This window comes from Pseudoalteromonas sp. A41-2 (assembly GCF_015767615.1).
In the GTDB taxonomy this organism is placed as follows: Bacteria; Pseudomonadota; Gammaproteobacteria; order Enterobacterales; family Alteromonadaceae; genus Pseudoalteromonas; species Pseudoalteromonas lipolytica.
Window position 1 is genome coordinate 1,306,616 of sequence record NZ_CP065231.1, and the last position, 17,348, is coordinate 1,323,963.

A 17,348-nucleotide genomic window follows, 5' to 3' on the forward strand; every position below is an offset into this window, starting at 1 on the left:
TATAGAATTTTGGCTTATAAGAGAGGAAATTGTCATTTATCTCAGATTTTATTCTCGCTATAAAAATTTAATCTAATCATTTTTATTTGCGCATTAAATTCTTCCATTTTAGAGGTCTCAAATCGGTCTGTCGGTTGAGAAAAAACGTTAAATACGGCATTAATTGATCCTGAATTGTGAATGTAAAGACAGATGGAAGAGTGGTTTAAGTGTTTTTTATCAGTGTGTTAGGCTGTTTTTTAGCCTCTTTATTTTGAATTGTCATATTTATTTGCAGGGTGAGTGTGAACAATAATTAGGCATTCTTTAAAAGAATCTAACAAAAGGGTTAAAACAAGACACTTGCGTGATTTTCATAGGTTGCGATAAATACTGAGCTCAAAAGCCTTTATAATTGCGGCTTTCAGAGAGTTATCCACGGTTTCTGTGGATAACTCTGTTTATTAAACTTTAAGAACAGCTATGGCGCTAGAATTTTAGGGCGCTGCAGCAATTTCAAGCATTTAATCATATTTTTTTTACTTATTTAAAATCAAACGGTTAAGTTTTGTATCTGAAGCGACGCTGAATTGATAAGTAATGTTATTCGTGACGATAAAATGACGCGGTTTGTTGTGTAAAAAAGCAGCGGTTACTGCCATTTTATTGTAACAATGCTATTAATGATGTTCTTATTTTGTTTTTTAACGATGTTCGTGGTTGTTTTTATGTTAAAGCCTCAAAAGTGACAGTTTTCTTTGTTTAAAATTAACCGTGGCTTGCAAGGCGAGGATGCTTTAAACTTATCAGCTCAGTAAAAGAGGCAAAGTATTCCCATGACCGTGACGTCGCAGAGCAAATCTAAACCTGATCTTTTAAACTCTCCAATCCTGCCAACGTTGAAAAAAATGACTATCCCTATGATCTTCGGGATGATCACCTTAATGATGTTTAACCTAGTTGATACTTTCTTTATTAGTCTACTTGGTACAGAACCCCTTGCAGCAGTGAGCTTTACTTTTCCTGTAACCTTTACGGTTATTAGTCTTGCCATTGGCCTCGGTATTGGCACTTCAGCGGTAATTGCGAAAGCATTAGGGAGTGACAAATTAGATGAAGCTCGGTTTGATGCCAGTATTGCTTTACTCATTTCTGTGGTTTTGGTGTTTTGCTTGTCTGTTATTGGGTATGTATTTATTAACCCTATTTTTGAATTGTTGGGGGCTGGGCAGCAAGTACTTCCGCTAATACACGACTATATGAGTGTGTGGTTTTTAGGCAGTGTATTTTTGATTACCCCGATGGTTGGTAATTCTGTTTTGCGCGCAAGTGGCGATACAAAAACGCCGAGTTTAGTAATGGGGGGAGCGGGTCTCATTAATGCCGTGTTAGATCCGATTTTAATTTTTGGTTTGGGCCCAATACCGGCATTGGGTATTCAAGGCGCTGCCATTGCCAGTGTAATTGCATGGTCTTTCGCGGTGGTGATTATTCTTTATATACTGGCAATTAAAAATGGTTTGTTGAGCTTGTACGCTGGCCAACAAACGATTATTGGGGCAATAAGAAAAATTTTAAAAATAGGTTTACCTGCAGCAGGGGCGAACATGTTGACACCCATTGCAATGGCTGTGATGACGGCGTTAGTGGCTAAGCATGGCCCTGAAGCCGTCGCTGCATTTGGTGTGGGTAGCCGAATTGAGTCAATAGCCAGTTTAGTGGTTTTAGCATTGTCGATGACATTGCCACCGTTTGTTAGTCAAAACTTCGGAGCCGGAAAGTTAGGCCGTGTAAAAGAAGCGTATATTACTACGTTGAAGTTTGTGATGATTTGGCAATTCGGCATTTATTTACTGTTGCTTTTGACCTCTGGTTTTATTGCGCATGTCTTTGGTAAAGAGCAGGCGGTTATTGATGTCATTAAACTTTTCATTTATATCTTGCCATTAAGTTACGGTTTGCAAGGCGTGATAATTCTCTCTAACTCTTCATTTAATGCTCTACATAAGCCAATGAATGCGCTGATTTTAAGTATCATTCGTTTATTTGTCTTTTATGTGCCAATTGCTTATGTCGGGAGTGAAATTGCAGGGTTAACAGGCTTGTTTATAGGCGCAGCTGTGGGTAATTTGTTTACCGCTTTTGTGGCTTATAAGTGGTTTATAAAAGAAGTAAATGCATTAAGCACAACGGCGATGAAGGAGTGTCATTTATGAGTGATCATTTTCAACTGGTTTCAAAATTTAAACCAAGTGGTGACCAACCCACGGCCATTGCTCAATTATCTGAGGGCCTTGAAGCAGGGCTTGCTCATCAAACATTGTTAGGTGCTACAGGGACGGGTAAAACCTTTACCATGGCAAATATAATCCATGATCTAAATCGGCCAACGATTATCATGGCGCATAATAAGACGCTTGCAGCCCAGTTATATGGAGAGATGAAAGAGTTTTTCCCTCATAATGCGGTTGAATATTTCGTGTCATATTATGATTACTATCAGCCTGAAGCGTATGTTGTTGCCAGTGACACCTTTATAGAAAAAGATGCCTCTATTAACGAGCATATTGAGCAAATGCGCTTAAGTGCAACCAAAGCGTTACTTGAACGCCGTGACACAATTATTGTTGCATCTGTTTCGGCTATTTACGGTTTGGGCGATCCTGACTCGTACATGAAGATGATGTTGTTACTTAAAGTAGGCGAAACAGTCGACCAGCGTGATATGCTTCGTCGCTTAGCCGAGTTGCAATATACGCGTAATGACATTGAATTTAGTCGTGGTACGTACCGTGTGCGCGGTGAAGTGGTTGATATTTTCCCTGCTGAGTCAGATACATACGCGGTGCGCGTGGAAATGTTTGATGATGAAATTGAGCGTTTAAGTATCTTTGATCCATTAACAGGGGCTGTTGAAAAGCACATTGTGCGCGCGACTATTTACCCAAAAACACACTATGTGACACCCCGTGAGAAAATTCTTGATGCGATTGAAAATATTAAGGTCGAGTTAAAAGATCGCAGAGCCCAGTTGCTTAGCGCAAATAAACTCGTCGAAGAGCAACGTATTGCACAGCGAACACAATACGATATAGAAATGATGACCGAGCTTGGTTATTGCTCTGGTATTGAGAACTACAGCCGTTATTTATCGGGGCGTACTCCGGGCGATCCGCCGCCTACATTGCTTGACTATTTACCTGATGATGCCTTGATGATCATCGATGAGTCGCATGTGACCGTATCGCAAATTGGTGCAATGTACAAAGGTGACCGTAGTCGAAAAGAGAACTTAGTTGAATATGGATTTCGTCTTCCTTCGGCATTGGATAACCGGCCACTTCGATTTGAAGAGTTCGAAGCAATTGCACCGCAAACGATTTATGTATCGGCAACGCCAGGCGAATTTGAGCTAACGCGCTCAGCAGGTGAAGTGGCTGAACAAGTTATTCGTCCTACAGGCTTAGTAGACCCTGAAATTGAAGTGCGCCCTGTGGGTACTCAGGTTGATGACTTATTGTCTGAGATTTACAAACGAGTTGAGGTAAATGAGCGTGTCTTAGTGACGACCTTAACAAAACGTATGGCGGAAGACTTAACGGATTACTTAAATGATCATGATGTAAAAGTTCGTTATTTGCATTCTGACATCGACACTGTTGAGCGAGTTGAGATTATTCGTGATTTGCGCGCTGGTGTTTTCGATGTGTTAGTGGGTATTAACTTATTACGAGAAGGCCTTGATATGCCAGAGGTTTCACTCGTAGCGATACTCGATGCTGATAAAGAAGGCTTTTTACGTTCGACGCGTTCTTTATTACAAACAATAGGGCGCGCTGCTCGTCATTTAAATGGTAAAGCAATTCTGTACGGTGATCGTATAACGAATTCAATGCGTCAGGCTATTGATGAAACTGATCGTCGTCGTGAAAAACAGCAAGCTCATAACGCAGAACATGGAATTGTACCGCAAGCGTTAGTGAAAAGTATCACGGATATTATGGATGTTGGTGAAGAGGCTGGCCCTAAAGATAACCTTCGATTGGTCCGTAAAGAATCTAAAAAAGTGCTAAGCGCTAAAGAGATTGCCAGTCAAATTAAAGCACTGGAGACTAAAATGCACGCGTACGCAAGTGATCTGGAGTTTGAGAAAGCAGCCTCAGTGCGTGACGAAATACATGAATTACAACAACAGCTAATAAATTAAGTACTATGACAAACGATTTTTCAGCCATTTTAACTGCGTTAGCAGATGCGCCACTTTCGGCTAACGAACTTTGCCGTATTTTTCATGGCCGCGGCCACAGTGTGGCTGAATTAAGCCATATTAATGTTGATTTTTACCCTCCGGCATTATTTTTAGTGTCGTATGAGAGCATCCCTGACGATCAACTAGGTCAACTCACTGAAGTACTTTGGCAATGGGCGCAAAATAATGCCCCAGAATTAATTACTGCGTTGGTGTATCAACAGCGTAGCGGTATAAATACGATTAATAGCGTGGTACACGGCGAACTTCCTGACGAGCATGTTGTTCAAGAAAATGACATAAAATTTAGAGTCGATTTATTGAGCAGGCAAAATACCGGTATTTTTCCTGATATGCGTCGTGGCCGTGAGTTTGTACAGGCTCATAGTCAGGGGGCTAAAGTACTGAATTTATTTTCATATACTTGCGGATTCTCCGTTGCGGCAATGCAAGGGGGGGCTGAGCAAGTCATTAATATGGATATGAATAAAGGCGTGCTCAGAACAGGTAAACAAAATCACCAACTTAATGGGTTTACACGGGGTGTTAGTTACTTGCCTCATGATATTTTAAAATCATTTGGTAAGCTTAAAAAGTCAGCACCTTATGAGTTGATTATTGTCGATCCGCCCAGCTTTCAAAAAGGCAGCTTTATTTTGACGAAAGATTATCAAAAAATATTGCGCCGTTTGCCTGAGCTGCTCAACGAAAACACCCTTTTATTGTTGTGTGCCAATAGCCCTGAAATGTCTGAACAAGCATTTAAAGCACTGATTGCAGAGCACACAGAAGGTGCAATTACATTCGTTGAACGTTTAGCGCCTACCGCTGGTTTTATTGAAGTAGACAGCGATAGAAGCTTAAAAGCGCTTGTTTATAAAACCACACAGTAATGGCGTTAAGTAAGCGTTTATTAGCGATCGCGCAAATGGTCCCAAATGAGTATGATGAGATTTGGGACTGCTGCTGCGATCATGGTTTTTTAGGCATGCAGTTACTCAAAGATAATAGAGCCGATCAAATCCACTTTGTAGATATCGTGCCTGAGTTGATGCAGTCACTCCAACAGACATTGGCGCGTTTTTCAACTGAAGAACAACGCGGACATTGGCAGGTACATTGCCAAGATGTGGCCACTATTTCTTTAACACCCCAAAAACGTCATCTCGTGATTATTGCAGGAGTTGGGGGAGATTTAATGTGTCAGTTTATTTCGCAGATTCAGGCTCACAATCATCTTGCTCACATCGATTTTATAGTTTGTCCTGTGCACCATAGCTATAAAGTACGCAGCCACCTACAGTCATTAGATTTTGGTTTAGTCGCCGAGCACCTTATCTCTGAAAATAGACGCTTTTATGAGTTAATGTTCGTGAGCGCATCGGCTAAAACGCCAATAACGCGAGTCGGACAGGGGATGTGGCAATTAACGAATAAGGAGCACCAAGCTTACTTAGGGCAACTATGTGCACATTACCAACGCATGCTAAACCAAGATGCTGATTATTATCAGCAAGTGCTTGATGAGTATACTCGCTTAATGCGAACCTAATTGTTTTAAAGCTTGTTAATCTCTTGTTTTACGCTGTAACTTGAGTCTGTGACTATGGCTTCGAGGGTCTGCACGCGTTGTTTTAACTCAAGAAGCTCAGCGGTAACCGCTGCAACTTGTTCATTCGCTTCTTTATTGTCTTTTAGGGTGCGCGATTTAAATTCTAAATGTTTTTTATACATATCGAAGATAACGCCTGAACCAACCGAGATCAGTACAATTAATACCACCATCGTAGTGCCTGACATCATAATTCTCCTTTTATCAGTATCTTTATCCAATAGAGTATAGACTGGATTTTAAAAAGCAAAGGGGATTCTGTTACAAGGTATGTCGTTTAAAAAGCGATTTTATACGAATAAACCCAGTCACAAGCATGGTGCCAGCAATAACACACAGAGCGCCAAGTAACGTATTTGGCCCTATTTCTTCGTCGAGTATCAGGTTGCCCCATATAATGCCAAACAAAGGAATTAAGAAGGTAACGGTGAGCGCAGAGGTTGGACCAATCTCGTCAATTAGACGAAAAAAGAGAATATACGCCACTGCAGTACACACAATACCCAGAGCAATAACACCCGCCATTACGGTTTGACTTGGCATTTCTCTTATTGGCATCACAAAAATCAATGGTAATACGAGCATACTTGCGGCCCACATACTGCCATGCGCATTATCGAAAGCTGACAGTTTGGGGGCGTGTTTGGTGTAATGCGAGGCAATAGCATAACTAAGTGAGGCACACAGGGATGCAATAATTGCTGTTACTGTGGTGGCGGTATTGATAGTTAGGCTGTTTTGTCCAACTAGGATAGCAACCCCAATGAGACCGATTAAGAGTCCCAGTATCATACTTTTACTCGGTGTCGATTTACTCCAAATTATGCCAACAATGGCTCCCCAAATGGGGGTTGTTGAATTTAAAATCGCTAATGTCGAGGCATTAATAGTTTGTGCGGCAAACGCAAATAATAAAAATGGAATCGCAGAATTGAGTGCACCAATAATAAAAAAGTGCTTTTTGTAGGTAAGAAAAGCAAGCTTTTTATTAAAATACACGGCAAAGACACAGAGTGTTAAGGCAGCAAACCCTACGCGTAGTTCAATTAAAACGGCAGGCCCTAAACTTGAGGCCGCCATACGCATAAACAAGAATGATGCGCCCCAAATAGCGGCAAGAAAAAATAAGCGCAGTAAGCTGTGTATTGGCATAATGATGAATCATTCAAAATAATAAAGCACGAGCATATCAGATACTGCCTGATAAACTCGCCTTATTCGGGCTTGTAAGTGTAGAGTAAGCACTGAATAGAAGGCCTCTATTCAGCAGGTTTCACACGTTTTTTTTCGTAATCTGATTTGACTATTTCTAATGCTGCGAGTACATCCTCTGCAGGGACTTCGTTTTGTTCTAAGAGCATAATAAGGTCGACAGCCACTTTAATATAATTAGGAGCGGCTTCTAATTCATTGCCCATTCTGTAATTCCTTTTTCTTTGCAACTTGGCTGATTGCAACATCGATAGCCGTTTGTACTTGTTGTTCCATTAGCATTCGCTCACTGTGCGGTAAATAAAACTCCATATCGACATCGTAGCGAATGTAACGAGCGGGAAGCTGGTTGAGTACTGTGCAGCATAAATCGGCCATCACATCGTCATTGTATACAGAGTCTAAGTCTCGCTGCGCTATATCTTCGACAACCAGTTTTTCATAATAGTTATGAATATCATCATGCAATTTCATACAGTTTGAATCCAAAGTGATAGTCATTTCAGTGTATACCAAGCTTTAAAATAAATCGACAGCAGCTCTAAAAAGCTGAGTATGAACATTAACTAAGCGATTTATATTTCGTTGATAGCCCCCACCTAAAGCCGAAAAAATAGGAATTTGCTGCGCTTTTGCTTGGCTTAATATGAAGTGATCACGTTGGTATACCCCATCAAGGCTAACAAAAAAATGCCCTAACTCATCGTCGCTAGCGATATCTACGCCGGCGTTATATAAAATGATATCGGGTTGATGAAGTCGAACGGTTAGTTGGAATGCTTGTTTTACTGTTTCAAAGTAGTGTTGGTCAGTGGTGCCATGCTCAAGTGCGAAGTCGTAGTGAGAGTGTTGCTTGATGCGCGGAAAATTTTGCTCACAATGAATTGAGCAGCTAATCACTTGTTCGTGATGGCTTACAATTTCTGCGGTGCCATCTCCTTGGTGTACATCACAGTCGAAAATCAGAACAGTGTCAGCCAGCCCTTCGTTTATTAAGTGGTTTGCAGCAATCGCTAAATCGTTAAAAATACAAAAACCACTTCCGTGATCACTAAAGGCGTGATGATAACCGCCGCCTAGATTAAAAGCGGCACCGTGCTGCAATGCGAATTCAGCGCCATTTATACTTGCACCGACAGAAAGTAAGGTGCGTTCAACTAACTCGTTTGACCAAGGAAAGCCCATTTTCTTAATGGCTTTTTCCTCAAGTGTCCCATTTAAAAATGCATTAATGTAAGCCGGGTCGTGACACAACGCTAATTGTGCTGTTGTGGCTTTATTAGGTGTAATAAACTTATCGTCGTTTATAAAGGTACTTAATTTTTGTTTTAGTAAGCTGTACTTCTGAATAGGGAAGCGATGCCGTGCGGGTAAATTAAGCGCAGAATAACTGGGATGATAGTAAAACATTATCTAAGCTGCTGTTTTTCGACCTGTTGAATTTTGTCTTCGGTGGCAGAAATTGCTTTACGACACCTTCCTAAGCGTGCATGCAACGCCAGTATCTCTTGATTTATTTCTGCTGCTTTTGCTGCGCTGGCTGCGTCTAGTTTGAGTTTTCTTTCTTCGATCATCAGTACTAAACGACGTTCAAACTCATGGTTCTGTTTCAGTTCGTCATACAGTTCATGCGACGATTGCATCATTTTTTGTACGGCTTGTTTGTATACCTGAGGTTTGGTTTTAGGCTTAAAACTGTATTTATTTTCTTTTGCCCAAACAGGAGTCGACTTTATTACATTGAAGACGGCTTGTACCTGCTGAGTTATCCGCTCTAAGGCATATTGATACGCGTGGCGATGCTCTGCCGGGGGTAAACTTTTTAACTCGTCTTCAATTTCACTCACGTAGTCAGCAAGCTTCATACTTTTTGTTGTAAACACCCCTCTATCAAATAAACTTGGTTGCGCTTGCATGTAGCGGTTTTTAGCAAATAAATTGCTCTGATCGAATTGTGTGGCTTGATGTTTCAGCCGAGCAATTTGTTCACATAGTTTATCAAAAGCAGGGGAATGCATTTATAAGTAAGCCTCATAAATTAACTTTAATGCCAAAATAATGACTACGCTATTAAAGACAGGGCGTATCATTTTACCACCAAATTTAATCGCAGAATGCGCACCTAGCCATGCGCCTAGCATTAAAAATAAGCCCATTGTGATGCCTAATAAAAAATTAACATGGCCTAATGCGACAAAGGTAATCAATGAAATAAAGTTTGAGACAAAGTTCATTGACCGAGCAAGGCCGCAGTTAAGCAATAAGCTCATTTTATATAATAGACTATTTGAAGCCGTCCAAAACGTGCCGGTACCGGGGCCTGCAAGACCATCAAAAAAGCCAAGTCCTAAACCTTGTAACCATTGTTTAATCTTTGTTTTAGTATCAAGTGTTGGTAATTCATTATGCTCTGTTGTGCTTAGGCTGCCAAATAAGCTGTAACAGGCAACCAAAATGATTACCACAGGGAGCAATTTATTTAAAAAATCGATACTTAAATAATCAACAACCAACGTACCAATTAATGCCCCTATTGCTGTTGCTATTATGGATGCAGCCCAAAAACGAGGGCTAAATAACTTCTTACGAAAGTAGGTGACACTGGCTGTTAATGAGCCAAAACTGGCTGCCAATTTATTGGTGCCAAGCGTAAGATGGGGAGGAAGTCCGGCTGTCAGTAATGCGGGGACGGTAAGCATACCTCCACCGCCAGCAATGGCATCAATAAATCCAGCGGCCAGCGCGACAGCGCAAAGTAATGCCCATGTGGTTGGTTCTAAAGCTAGTTCAAACATTAATAATCAATTTGTCTTTTAAAAGGTGGCAAGGTATCGAGCATGGCTTTGCCATATCGCTTGGTCACTAAACGGCGATCAAGAATGGTAATGCGACCTTGATCGTTTTCTTTGCGAAGCAGTCTACCACAGCTTTGAACTAATTTCTTTGCTGCATCAGGAACTGTGATTGATAAAAATGGATTGCCCCCTTTACTTTGCACAAACTCGGCCTGTGCTTCTTCTATCGGTGAAGTTGGCACCGCAAAAGGAATTTTAGTAATGACGAGGTTTTCTAGGTATTTACCCGGTAAATCGAGCCCTTCTGATAAGCTTTGTGTACCAAATAAATAACTTGCCCTCCCTAAATCGACATTAGCTTTGTGTTTTTTGAGTAAAGCCTCGCGCGACATTTCACCTTGAACTAAGACATCTATCCCTTTCGTTCTAAGAGCTTTGACCACATGGTCCATTTGCCAATATGAGGCAAAAAGCACTAAATTTGCTTTTTTATCATCAAGGTAACTTGGTAACTTTTCGGCTAAATGATCACTAAATGCTTTGTCTGTCGGTTCTATAAGTGTGTTCGGAATATGTAATGTAGCTTGTTTGGGGTAATCAAAAGGTGACGGCACTTTGATATACTTAACACCCTCTTCTTTGGCAAGGCCACACTCGTAAGCAAAGTGGTCAAATGACCCTAGTGCGGTTAAAGTTGCAGAGCAAAGTACGGCTCCCGCGCATTGATTCCAAAGTTTATCTTTTAAGTAATAACCAACTTCAATTGGGCAATCACTGAGTAAATGATCATGATGATTTTTATATTCTAAACGTTTAATCCAGCGTGCATGGGGAATACCTTCACCCTTTGTGGCATAACTAAACCATAATTTATTTAATAATTCCAAACGATTTATGTAGTGACCACTTTCCCCTAAAATAGGGTCGGCAACATAGGGTTTTATATCGCCATCACTCACATCTTGTACGAGCGTGTCATGCATTTTATTCAAGGCACGCAGAGCATCAAGCGTTGCGTCGCTAATGTCTTTTGCTTTGGCATGTAACGAGGCTGGGATTTCACCGTGCTCAAAGCGATAGGTATCATCACTGTTGTAATTAAAGTTGGCATTGTCGAGTATGTCGCGCACCACTTTTAAGTTTTTAGCCGCATCATTAATACTGTCGCTCAGTTTAAAATTTTGCCCAATGGCCTTTTGGCCTACCAAAACGTTGGCCATTTTGCCTGCAAATTTTACCAGTTTATCAAGCCACTCTATCGTGCCTTTGATGGTCGCTGCGGCAGATGAAAAGTCGCGAGTGATATGGGCTAAGTGATGCGCCTCATCAATAACATAAATGGTGTTATCGGGTTCAGGCAGTATTTTTCCGCCGCCTAAATCAAGATCGGCAAGCAATAATGAGTGGTTGATAACAAGCACATCCATCTGCATTAACCGCTGGCGCGCCATATGAAATGGACATAATTGATGAGCACGCATTTGTCGTTGGCATGAGTGCTTATCGCAAGCAATAAGGCCCCATACTTTATCGGGAATTGTGTCGGCCCAGCTATCGCGATCGCCTTGCCATTGTTTTTTTGAATACGCATCGTACAGCTGTTTTAAACACTTTGTTTCCATATCACTTAAGGGAGAAGAAAGTGTGGGCATGAACTCCATTTGGGTTTGGCTATCGCCATTGACCGCGTTGCTGAGCTTTTGTGCACAAATATATCGTTGTCGGCCTTTAACAAGATCAAACTTGATATCGAGGCCTGAATGCTCTTTGAAAAAAGGCAGCTCTTTATTAATTAGCTGTTCTTGCAGTGCAACGGTCGCCGTTGAAATAACCAGCTTTTTCTTTTTTGCCATAGCGAGTGGCAGCGCACCTAAACAATAAGCTAACGATTTACCCGTGCCTGTGCCGGCTTCTATAACACAGATACGTTGGCTTTTATGGTATTCACCCGCCAGTGTTTTGGCTATTTCAGCAACTAAGTAGTTTTGACTACTTCGTGGGCGGTAATCAGTGAGATTATCAGCTACATGCTTATGAATTTGCCGAATAGTTTTTTTTAATGAGTCAGAAAGCATGCCCAGATAACCTAAAGTATGTATATAATTACAGTAATTAATTTTAGAGAGTTAACTGAGTAACTACAAGCGACTTGTTAGTAAATTTGTTGATTAGCATTTGTTTTATGCATTTCGCATTTTCATATTTGGGTTTAAAGGGTCATATAGATGCAATTAACTTCTGGCTTTATTCTTTCAACACAATGCTTTGATAGTACGCATGACGTATCCATTGTGGTGTGGATTTTGTCTGAGCAAGGACCTGTCAAGCTGATTAGCCCACCGCAAAAAGTGCTCTTTTTCATTAATGAAAAAGATGTTGCTGCGGCAACTCGAATCTTGGCACAGCACAATGTGGCATGTGAATTTAAGCCAGTGCAATTAAAAAGCTTCCAGCAGCAGGCTGTTGTGTCGTGCTATTTTTCTTCACTTAAGCATTATTACCGCGCTGCAAAACAGCTAAAAGCCCATTTCATCAAAGTTTACGAAGACGATATTAGACCGGTTGACCGGTTTTTAATGGAGCGTTTTATCAAAGGTTCGGTGTGGGCCAAAGGACGGTTAATTAAAGGTCAGCCTTACCCCGTATTAGCAGACGTTCAGTTTAAACAAAATACCGAGTTCACACCCACTTTTACGACTGTATCGTTAGATATCGAATGTGATGGAGAAGGGGTGCTGTTTTCAGTAGGACTAGTCGGAAAGAGCATAGATGCTGTTCTTATGATCGGTAAAGCTGAGGACACCGCTGATCTTAACTTCAATGTTATATGGTGTGAGGATGAAATCGACTTATTGTATAAGCTCTGTGAGTGTGTGCAAGTCATTGACCCTGACGTTATTATTGGCTGGAACGTCATTGAGTTTGATTTTACAGTACTTTATGCTCGTTCTGAAGCATTAGGTGTAGGGCTGCCTCTGGGTCGTAACAATGAAAAAATGACCCTCAGAACTGGTAATTTTACACGTTTAACGATCCCAGGCAGGGTTGTTATTGATGGTATTGATACACTTAAAAATGCGACATATCACTACGATAGCTTTAGCCTCGCGAATGTGGCAAATATTGAGTTAGGTGAAGAAAAACTGATTTCTTCAGATAACCGCTTAGACGAAATCGTTCGCCAATTTAATGAAGATAAGCGCGCACTTGCTTGCTACAACCGCCAAGACTGCATTTTAGTACAACGCATTTTCGAAAAGCTTAAGTTACTCGATTTTGCCGTTGTTCGAAGTCAACTAACCGGCTTAGAGCTTGAAAGAATGGGTGGATCCGTTGCGGCCTTTACTAACCTTTATCTTCCTTTATTGCATCGCAGTGGTTATGTAGCTCCAAACTCAGGCGATCATGGTCTTAGCTTTGATAGTCCAGGTGGTTATGTCATGTCCTCGGAGCCTGGTTTATATAAAAATATATTAGTACTTGATTACAAAAGCTTATATCCATCAATAATGCGCACTTTTTGTATAGATCCACTTGGTATGGTGGAGGGTCTAAAACACCCTAATCACGCAATTGAAGGCTTTAATCAAGCCCTTTTCTCAAGAACAGAGCACCACCTACCTGAGCTTATTCGTGAACTTGCCGCAACGAGGCAACTTGCTAAAGACAATGAACAGCCAATGCTTTCTCAGGCTATAAAGATCATCATGAATAGTTTATATGGCGTTTTAGGCTCGAAAGGCTGTCGGTTTTACGATCCTCGTCTTTCAAGTTCAATTACATTACGTGGTCATGAAATTATGCAAACTACTAAAAAGTGGCTAGAAGAGTGGGGGTATAAGGTAATTTATGGTGATACTGACTCCACGTTTGTGAAACTTGATGATGAATTAAACTCTCAGAGCTGTAACGAAATTGGTACAAAGCTGGCAAGAAATATAAACAAACGCTGGGAAAATGTATTACAGGAAACATATAAATTAGAAAATTTCTTAGAAATTGAGTTTGAAACTCACTACAGCCCATTTTTTATGCCGACAATTAGGGGCAAAACCACCGGTTCAAAGAAACGCTATGTAGGTAGAGTAGAAAAACATGGCAAAACAGCACTTGTGTTTAAAGGAATGGAAACAGTGCGAAGTGATTGGACAGAGCTTGCGCACAGGTTTCAGGTCGCACTCTTTGAAATTTTATTTAGCGAACAATACAACCAAGAGCTGATCAGGCAGCTATTTGATAACTATGTGGAAAAGCTTTACGCAGGCGAGTATGACTCGCTACTGGTTTATCGAAAACGTCTAGGTCAACACCTAACAGACTATCAAAAAAATATCCCTCCTCATGTCAAAGCTGCGAAGCAATATTTAGCACATAACCCCAATGCTCAAATACAACGAGGTCAAGTAATTGAATACGTATATACGCTTAAAGGCGCTGAGTATTATACCGGAAATCACAAGTTCGATTATGGTGTTTATGTTAATAAACAGCTGTTGCCACTGGTTAACATGATTATTGAGGTTTCAGGGACTAATTCAAAGGGGCTATATTCTAGTCAAACCCAGCTGTTCTGATTGTTTTTTGCCCAAGTGTTGTAAATTCCACAGCTTTATTAATGTTAAAATAGTGCTTTTTTTGAGCGTTTAATTAATTTTTGTATCAATTTATTAATTTTTTATAAACAAAACTCTGGATATTTTGTTTAATTTGTTTATTATTTGTTGGTCGCGACGCATGTCCGATAACAAATAATAAACAAGCTTATGCAAAATATAGCCACAGTATAGTGGTCCAGGGAGAATCAAATGTTAAATAATAAAGTTTCAAAAGCTGTTCGCTTAGCGATCGCTTTTGGTGCAGCTTCAGCTGCTTCTTTTTCTGTTAGCACTATGGCAGCAGAAGATGAAGAAAGTGCTGAAAAGGTTGAGCGAATTGAAGTAACTGGTTCACGCATTAAGCGTGTTGATATGGCTACTGATTTACCAATCACAGTAATTGACCGTGAAGCAATTGAGCTTAGTGGTGAATCTTCAGTTGCTGATCTACTTCGTAACACAACTTTCAACAGTCTGGGTTCGTTTCGTCCACAGTCTGGTAGCTCTGCGCAAGGTGCTACTACTGTAAGTTTACGTGGTCTAGGTTCTGACCGTACATTAGTTCTAGTTGACGGTCGTCGTTTACCTAAGTCAACACTTACTGGTTCTAGCCAAGATTTAAACTTCATCCCAATGGCAGCTGTTGAGCGTGTTGAAATTCTTTCAGATGGTGCATCAGCATTGTACGGTTCAGATGCAATTGGTGGTGTAATCAACGTAATCACTCGTAAAGATTACAACGGCGCAGAAGTTACATTAGGTTCTGGTCGTATTGAGCATGAAGGTGGCGATCGTGAAAATGGTTCTGTAGTTTTCGGTGCTTCTTCTGATAATGCATCAGTGCTTGCAGGTGCTTCATGGAATGGTCGTGATATTGTTTACGCTCGTGACTTCCCTTGGTATTCACCAGGTGGTTCAGTGTACTCAAACAACTTCACAACAATGGCACAAGATGATGAGGGTAATTACATCCCAGGTGCAAGTAACTTTGATTTCTTCTCGCCAGAAGCTACTTGTGAAGGTGTTGGTAACGAAAACTTCTACCGAATTGGTGCGCGTTGTGGTTTTAACTTCGCAGCTGTATCTGCTGATGAAGCGTCAATTAAAAACCGTTCAGCTTTCGTAAAAGCACGTTTTGACATCAATGATGACTGGAGCATTTTCTCTAACATCAATATCGCACAAACTAAGTCATTTGGTCGTTACGCACCAGGTCTAGATGAGACTGCATATGGCCCAGACCAAATTGATGCGGATAGCCCAAATAACCCAACTAACCCTGATAGCCCTATTTACGATCCTTCGTTAGAGCTTGAGCAACAGCCACTCGATTTTTGGCACCGTTTTGCTGCTCTAGGTAATCGTGATAACAACCTTTCTACAGAGTTGAAAGATATCACATTCGGAACTAATGGTATGATTGGTAGTGTTTCAGTTGAAGCTGGCGCACGTAAAACAATCAACGAAAGCCACAACGTAGGTAGTGGTTACATTCTTCGTAGTATCGCTCGTCAGTATATCAATGACGGTACTTACATGTTAAACGACCCGTTTGGTGCTTCAGCAGAAGTACGTAACGCGATGACTGTAACGACGTCTCGTACTGGTAAATTTAACCAAGAAGAAGTCTTTGCGAATGCGGCATTTGACATCATGGAAACTGATGCTGGTGCTATCCAAGGTTTCGTAGGTTTTGAATACCGTACAGAAGATTATGCTGATAACTACGATTCACTTTCTGAAGCGGGTCAAGTAGGTGGTTCATCAGGTAGCTCTGCAGGTGGTTCACGTTCTGTTCGAGGTCTATTCTTCGAAGCGCTAGTACCAGTAACTGAGCAATTTGAACTAAACTTCGCTGGTCGTTACGATGATTATTCTGACTATGGTTCAGATTTCTCACCAAAAGTATCTGCTCGTTATAACCCAATTGATGCGTTAGTACTTCGTGCTTCTTGGGGTAAAGGTTTCCGTGCACCGTCATTACCAGACCTTACACAACAGCCAGCAGAGTCTGCTGACTCAGTAAGCGATGATTTAACATGTGCGGCAATCGGTGAGGCAGCTGGTTGTTCATCACAAATTAATGCAACTGTTATCTCTAACCCTGATCTACAATCTGAGCAATCAGAGCAAATGTCATTAGGTATCGTATATCAAGCGACTGATAACATCGATTTTGAGCTAGACTACTATGATATCGAGATTACTAACCGTATCCGTGCGTTTGGTTCTCAATACATTATTGATGCAACATTACGTGGTGACTCACTTCCGCCAGCATTTACAGTAACTCGTGCACCAAATGGCGGTATTACTAATGTAGTTCGTGGTTTCGGTAACGATGGTACACTTGAAACTTCTGGTTTAGACTTTAAAGCACGTTCAAGCTTTGATTTCGGTGATGCAGGTCGTTTAACAACTAACTTAAACATCTCTCACATCCTTGATTACAGCACGGACGGTGGTCGTAACTTCGTTAAAGACCCTGGTGTACCACAACAACGTCTAACATTATCAAATGTTTATTCAGTTGCTGATTTTGATGTAACTTGGAACTTAAACCTTATTGATAGCCAATGTGAAGACATCGATGCAGATGGTAAGTGTATTGGTCATATTCCTACGTGGGTAACTCATGACCTTCAAGTAGCGTATAACACGCCTTGGAACTCTAAGATCAGCTTCGGTGCTCAAAATGCATTTGGTAAAGAGCCACCTCTATTTGCTTATGATGGTCGTGACTACAACTTCAACCTATACTCAGGTTTCGGTCGTATCATGTACTTCAACTTTAAACAATCATTCTAATATTGTTTAAGTTTAACTAGAAAAGAGCGACATTATTATATGTCGCTCTTTTATTTTATAACCTCTTTCGCCCCTCTTTATTAATACGAATACACAGT

The 17,348-nt window shown here is 40.9% G+C and carries 14 protein-coding genes; 6 read left to right on the plus strand and 8 right to left on the minus strand.

Annotated elements, in window-relative coordinates:
• Positions 1-815: 815 nt before the first annotated feature.
• The 4 genes from IT970_RS06085 to IT970_RS06100 are packed head-to-tail and all read left to right on the plus strand — an operon-like array spanning position 816 to position 5,780.
• Positions 816-2,195, plus strand: a complete 1,380-nt coding sequence (locus tag IT970_RS06085) for an MATE family efflux transporter (protein WP_196857679.1) — start codon at positions 816-818, stop codon at positions 2,193-2,195.
• Positions 2,192-4,186, plus strand: coding sequence for an excinuclease ABC subunit UvrB (gene uvrB / locus IT970_RS06090; RefSeq protein ID WP_036969486.1), 1,995 nt, complete (start codon positions 2,192-2,194; stop codon positions 4,184-4,186). Before IT970_RS06085 ends, uvrB begins: the two co-directional genes overlap by 4 nt.
• A gap of 5 nt (positions 4,187-4,191) precedes the next feature.
• Entirely contained in the window at positions 4,192-5,121 is a 930-nt protein-coding gene (locus tag IT970_RS06095) for a class I SAM-dependent methyltransferase (RefSeq protein ID WP_074989788.1), read from the plus strand.
• A complete protein-coding gene (locus IT970_RS06100) occupies positions 5,121-5,780 on the plus strand; it encodes a tRNA (adenine(22)-N(1))-methyltransferase (protein ID WP_196857680.1) in 660 nt (219 codons plus the stop codon). Before IT970_RS06095 ends, IT970_RS06100 begins: the two co-directional genes overlap by 1 nt.
• 5 nt (positions 5,781-5,785) lie before the next feature.
• On the opposite strand, the gene IT970_RS06105 is transcribed toward IT970_RS06100, so the two are convergent.
• The 8 genes from IT970_RS06105 to dinG all read right to left on the minus strand — a co-directional run bounded on the left by IT970_RS06105 (position 5,786) and on the right by dinG (position 11,922).
• Positions 5,786-6,028, minus strand: a complete 243-nt coding sequence (locus IT970_RS06105) for a hypothetical protein (protein WP_036969480.1) — start codon at positions 6,026-6,028, stop codon at positions 5,786-5,788.
• A gap of 73 nt (positions 6,029-6,101) precedes the next feature.
• Positions 6,102-6,992 carry a DMT family transporter gene (locus tag IT970_RS06110; RefSeq protein ID WP_196857681.1) on the minus strand — a complete coding sequence of 297 codons (891 nt, stop codon included), beginning with the start codon at positions 6,990-6,992 and terminating at the stop codon, positions 6,102-6,104.
• Between the two features lie 107 nt (positions 6,993-7,099).
• Entirely contained in the window at positions 7,100-7,258 is a 159-nt protein-coding gene (locus IT970_RS06115; RefSeq protein WP_075594137.1) for a YbaM family protein, read from the minus strand.
• A complete protein-coding gene (locus IT970_RS06120) occupies positions 7,248-7,526 on the minus strand; it encodes a late competence development ComFB family protein (RefSeq protein ID WP_036969473.1) in 279 nt (92 codons plus the stop codon). Before IT970_RS06120 ends, IT970_RS06115 begins: the two co-directional genes overlap by 11 nt.
• 45 nt (positions 7,527-7,571) lie before the next feature.
• On the minus strand, positions 7,572-8,465 hold the full coding sequence (locus IT970_RS06125; RefSeq protein WP_196857781.1) for a histone deacetylase family protein: 894 nt from the start codon (positions 8,463-8,465) through the stop codon (positions 7,572-7,574).
• Complete coding sequence (locus tag IT970_RS06130) at positions 8,462-9,070, minus strand: primosomal replication protein (RefSeq protein ID WP_036969469.1); 609 nt, start codon at positions 9,068-9,070, stop codon at positions 8,462-8,464. The genes IT970_RS06125 and IT970_RS06130 overlap by 4 nt, the downstream gene beginning before the upstream one ends.
• Positions 9,071-9,847: a sulfite exporter TauE/SafE family protein gene (locus IT970_RS06135; RefSeq protein WP_196857682.1), complete on the minus strand. Its 777-nt coding sequence runs from the start codon at positions 9,845-9,847 to the stop codon at positions 9,071-9,073.
• Entirely contained in the window at positions 9,847-11,922 is a 2,076-nt protein-coding gene (gene dinG, locus IT970_RS06140; protein ID WP_036969462.1) for an ATP-dependent DNA helicase DinG, read from the minus strand. The genes IT970_RS06135 and dinG overlap by 1 nt, the downstream gene beginning before the upstream one ends.
• Before the next feature lie 150 nt (positions 11,923-12,072).
• Here dinG and IT970_RS06145 point away from each other — a divergent pair, with 150 nt between their 5' ends.
• Together IT970_RS06145 and IT970_RS06150 are read left to right on the plus strand one after the other, a co-directional pair.
• Positions 12,073-14,421, plus strand: a complete 2,349-nt coding sequence (locus tag IT970_RS06145) for a DNA polymerase II (protein ID WP_196857683.1) — start codon at positions 12,073-12,075, stop codon at positions 14,419-14,421.
• 231 nt (positions 14,422-14,652) lie between these two features.
• Positions 14,653-17,250, plus strand: coding sequence for a TonB-dependent receptor plug domain-containing protein (locus IT970_RS06150; protein WP_036969455.1), 2,598 nt, complete (start codon positions 14,653-14,655; stop codon positions 17,248-17,250).
• Positions 17,251-17,348: the final 98 nt, after the last annotated feature.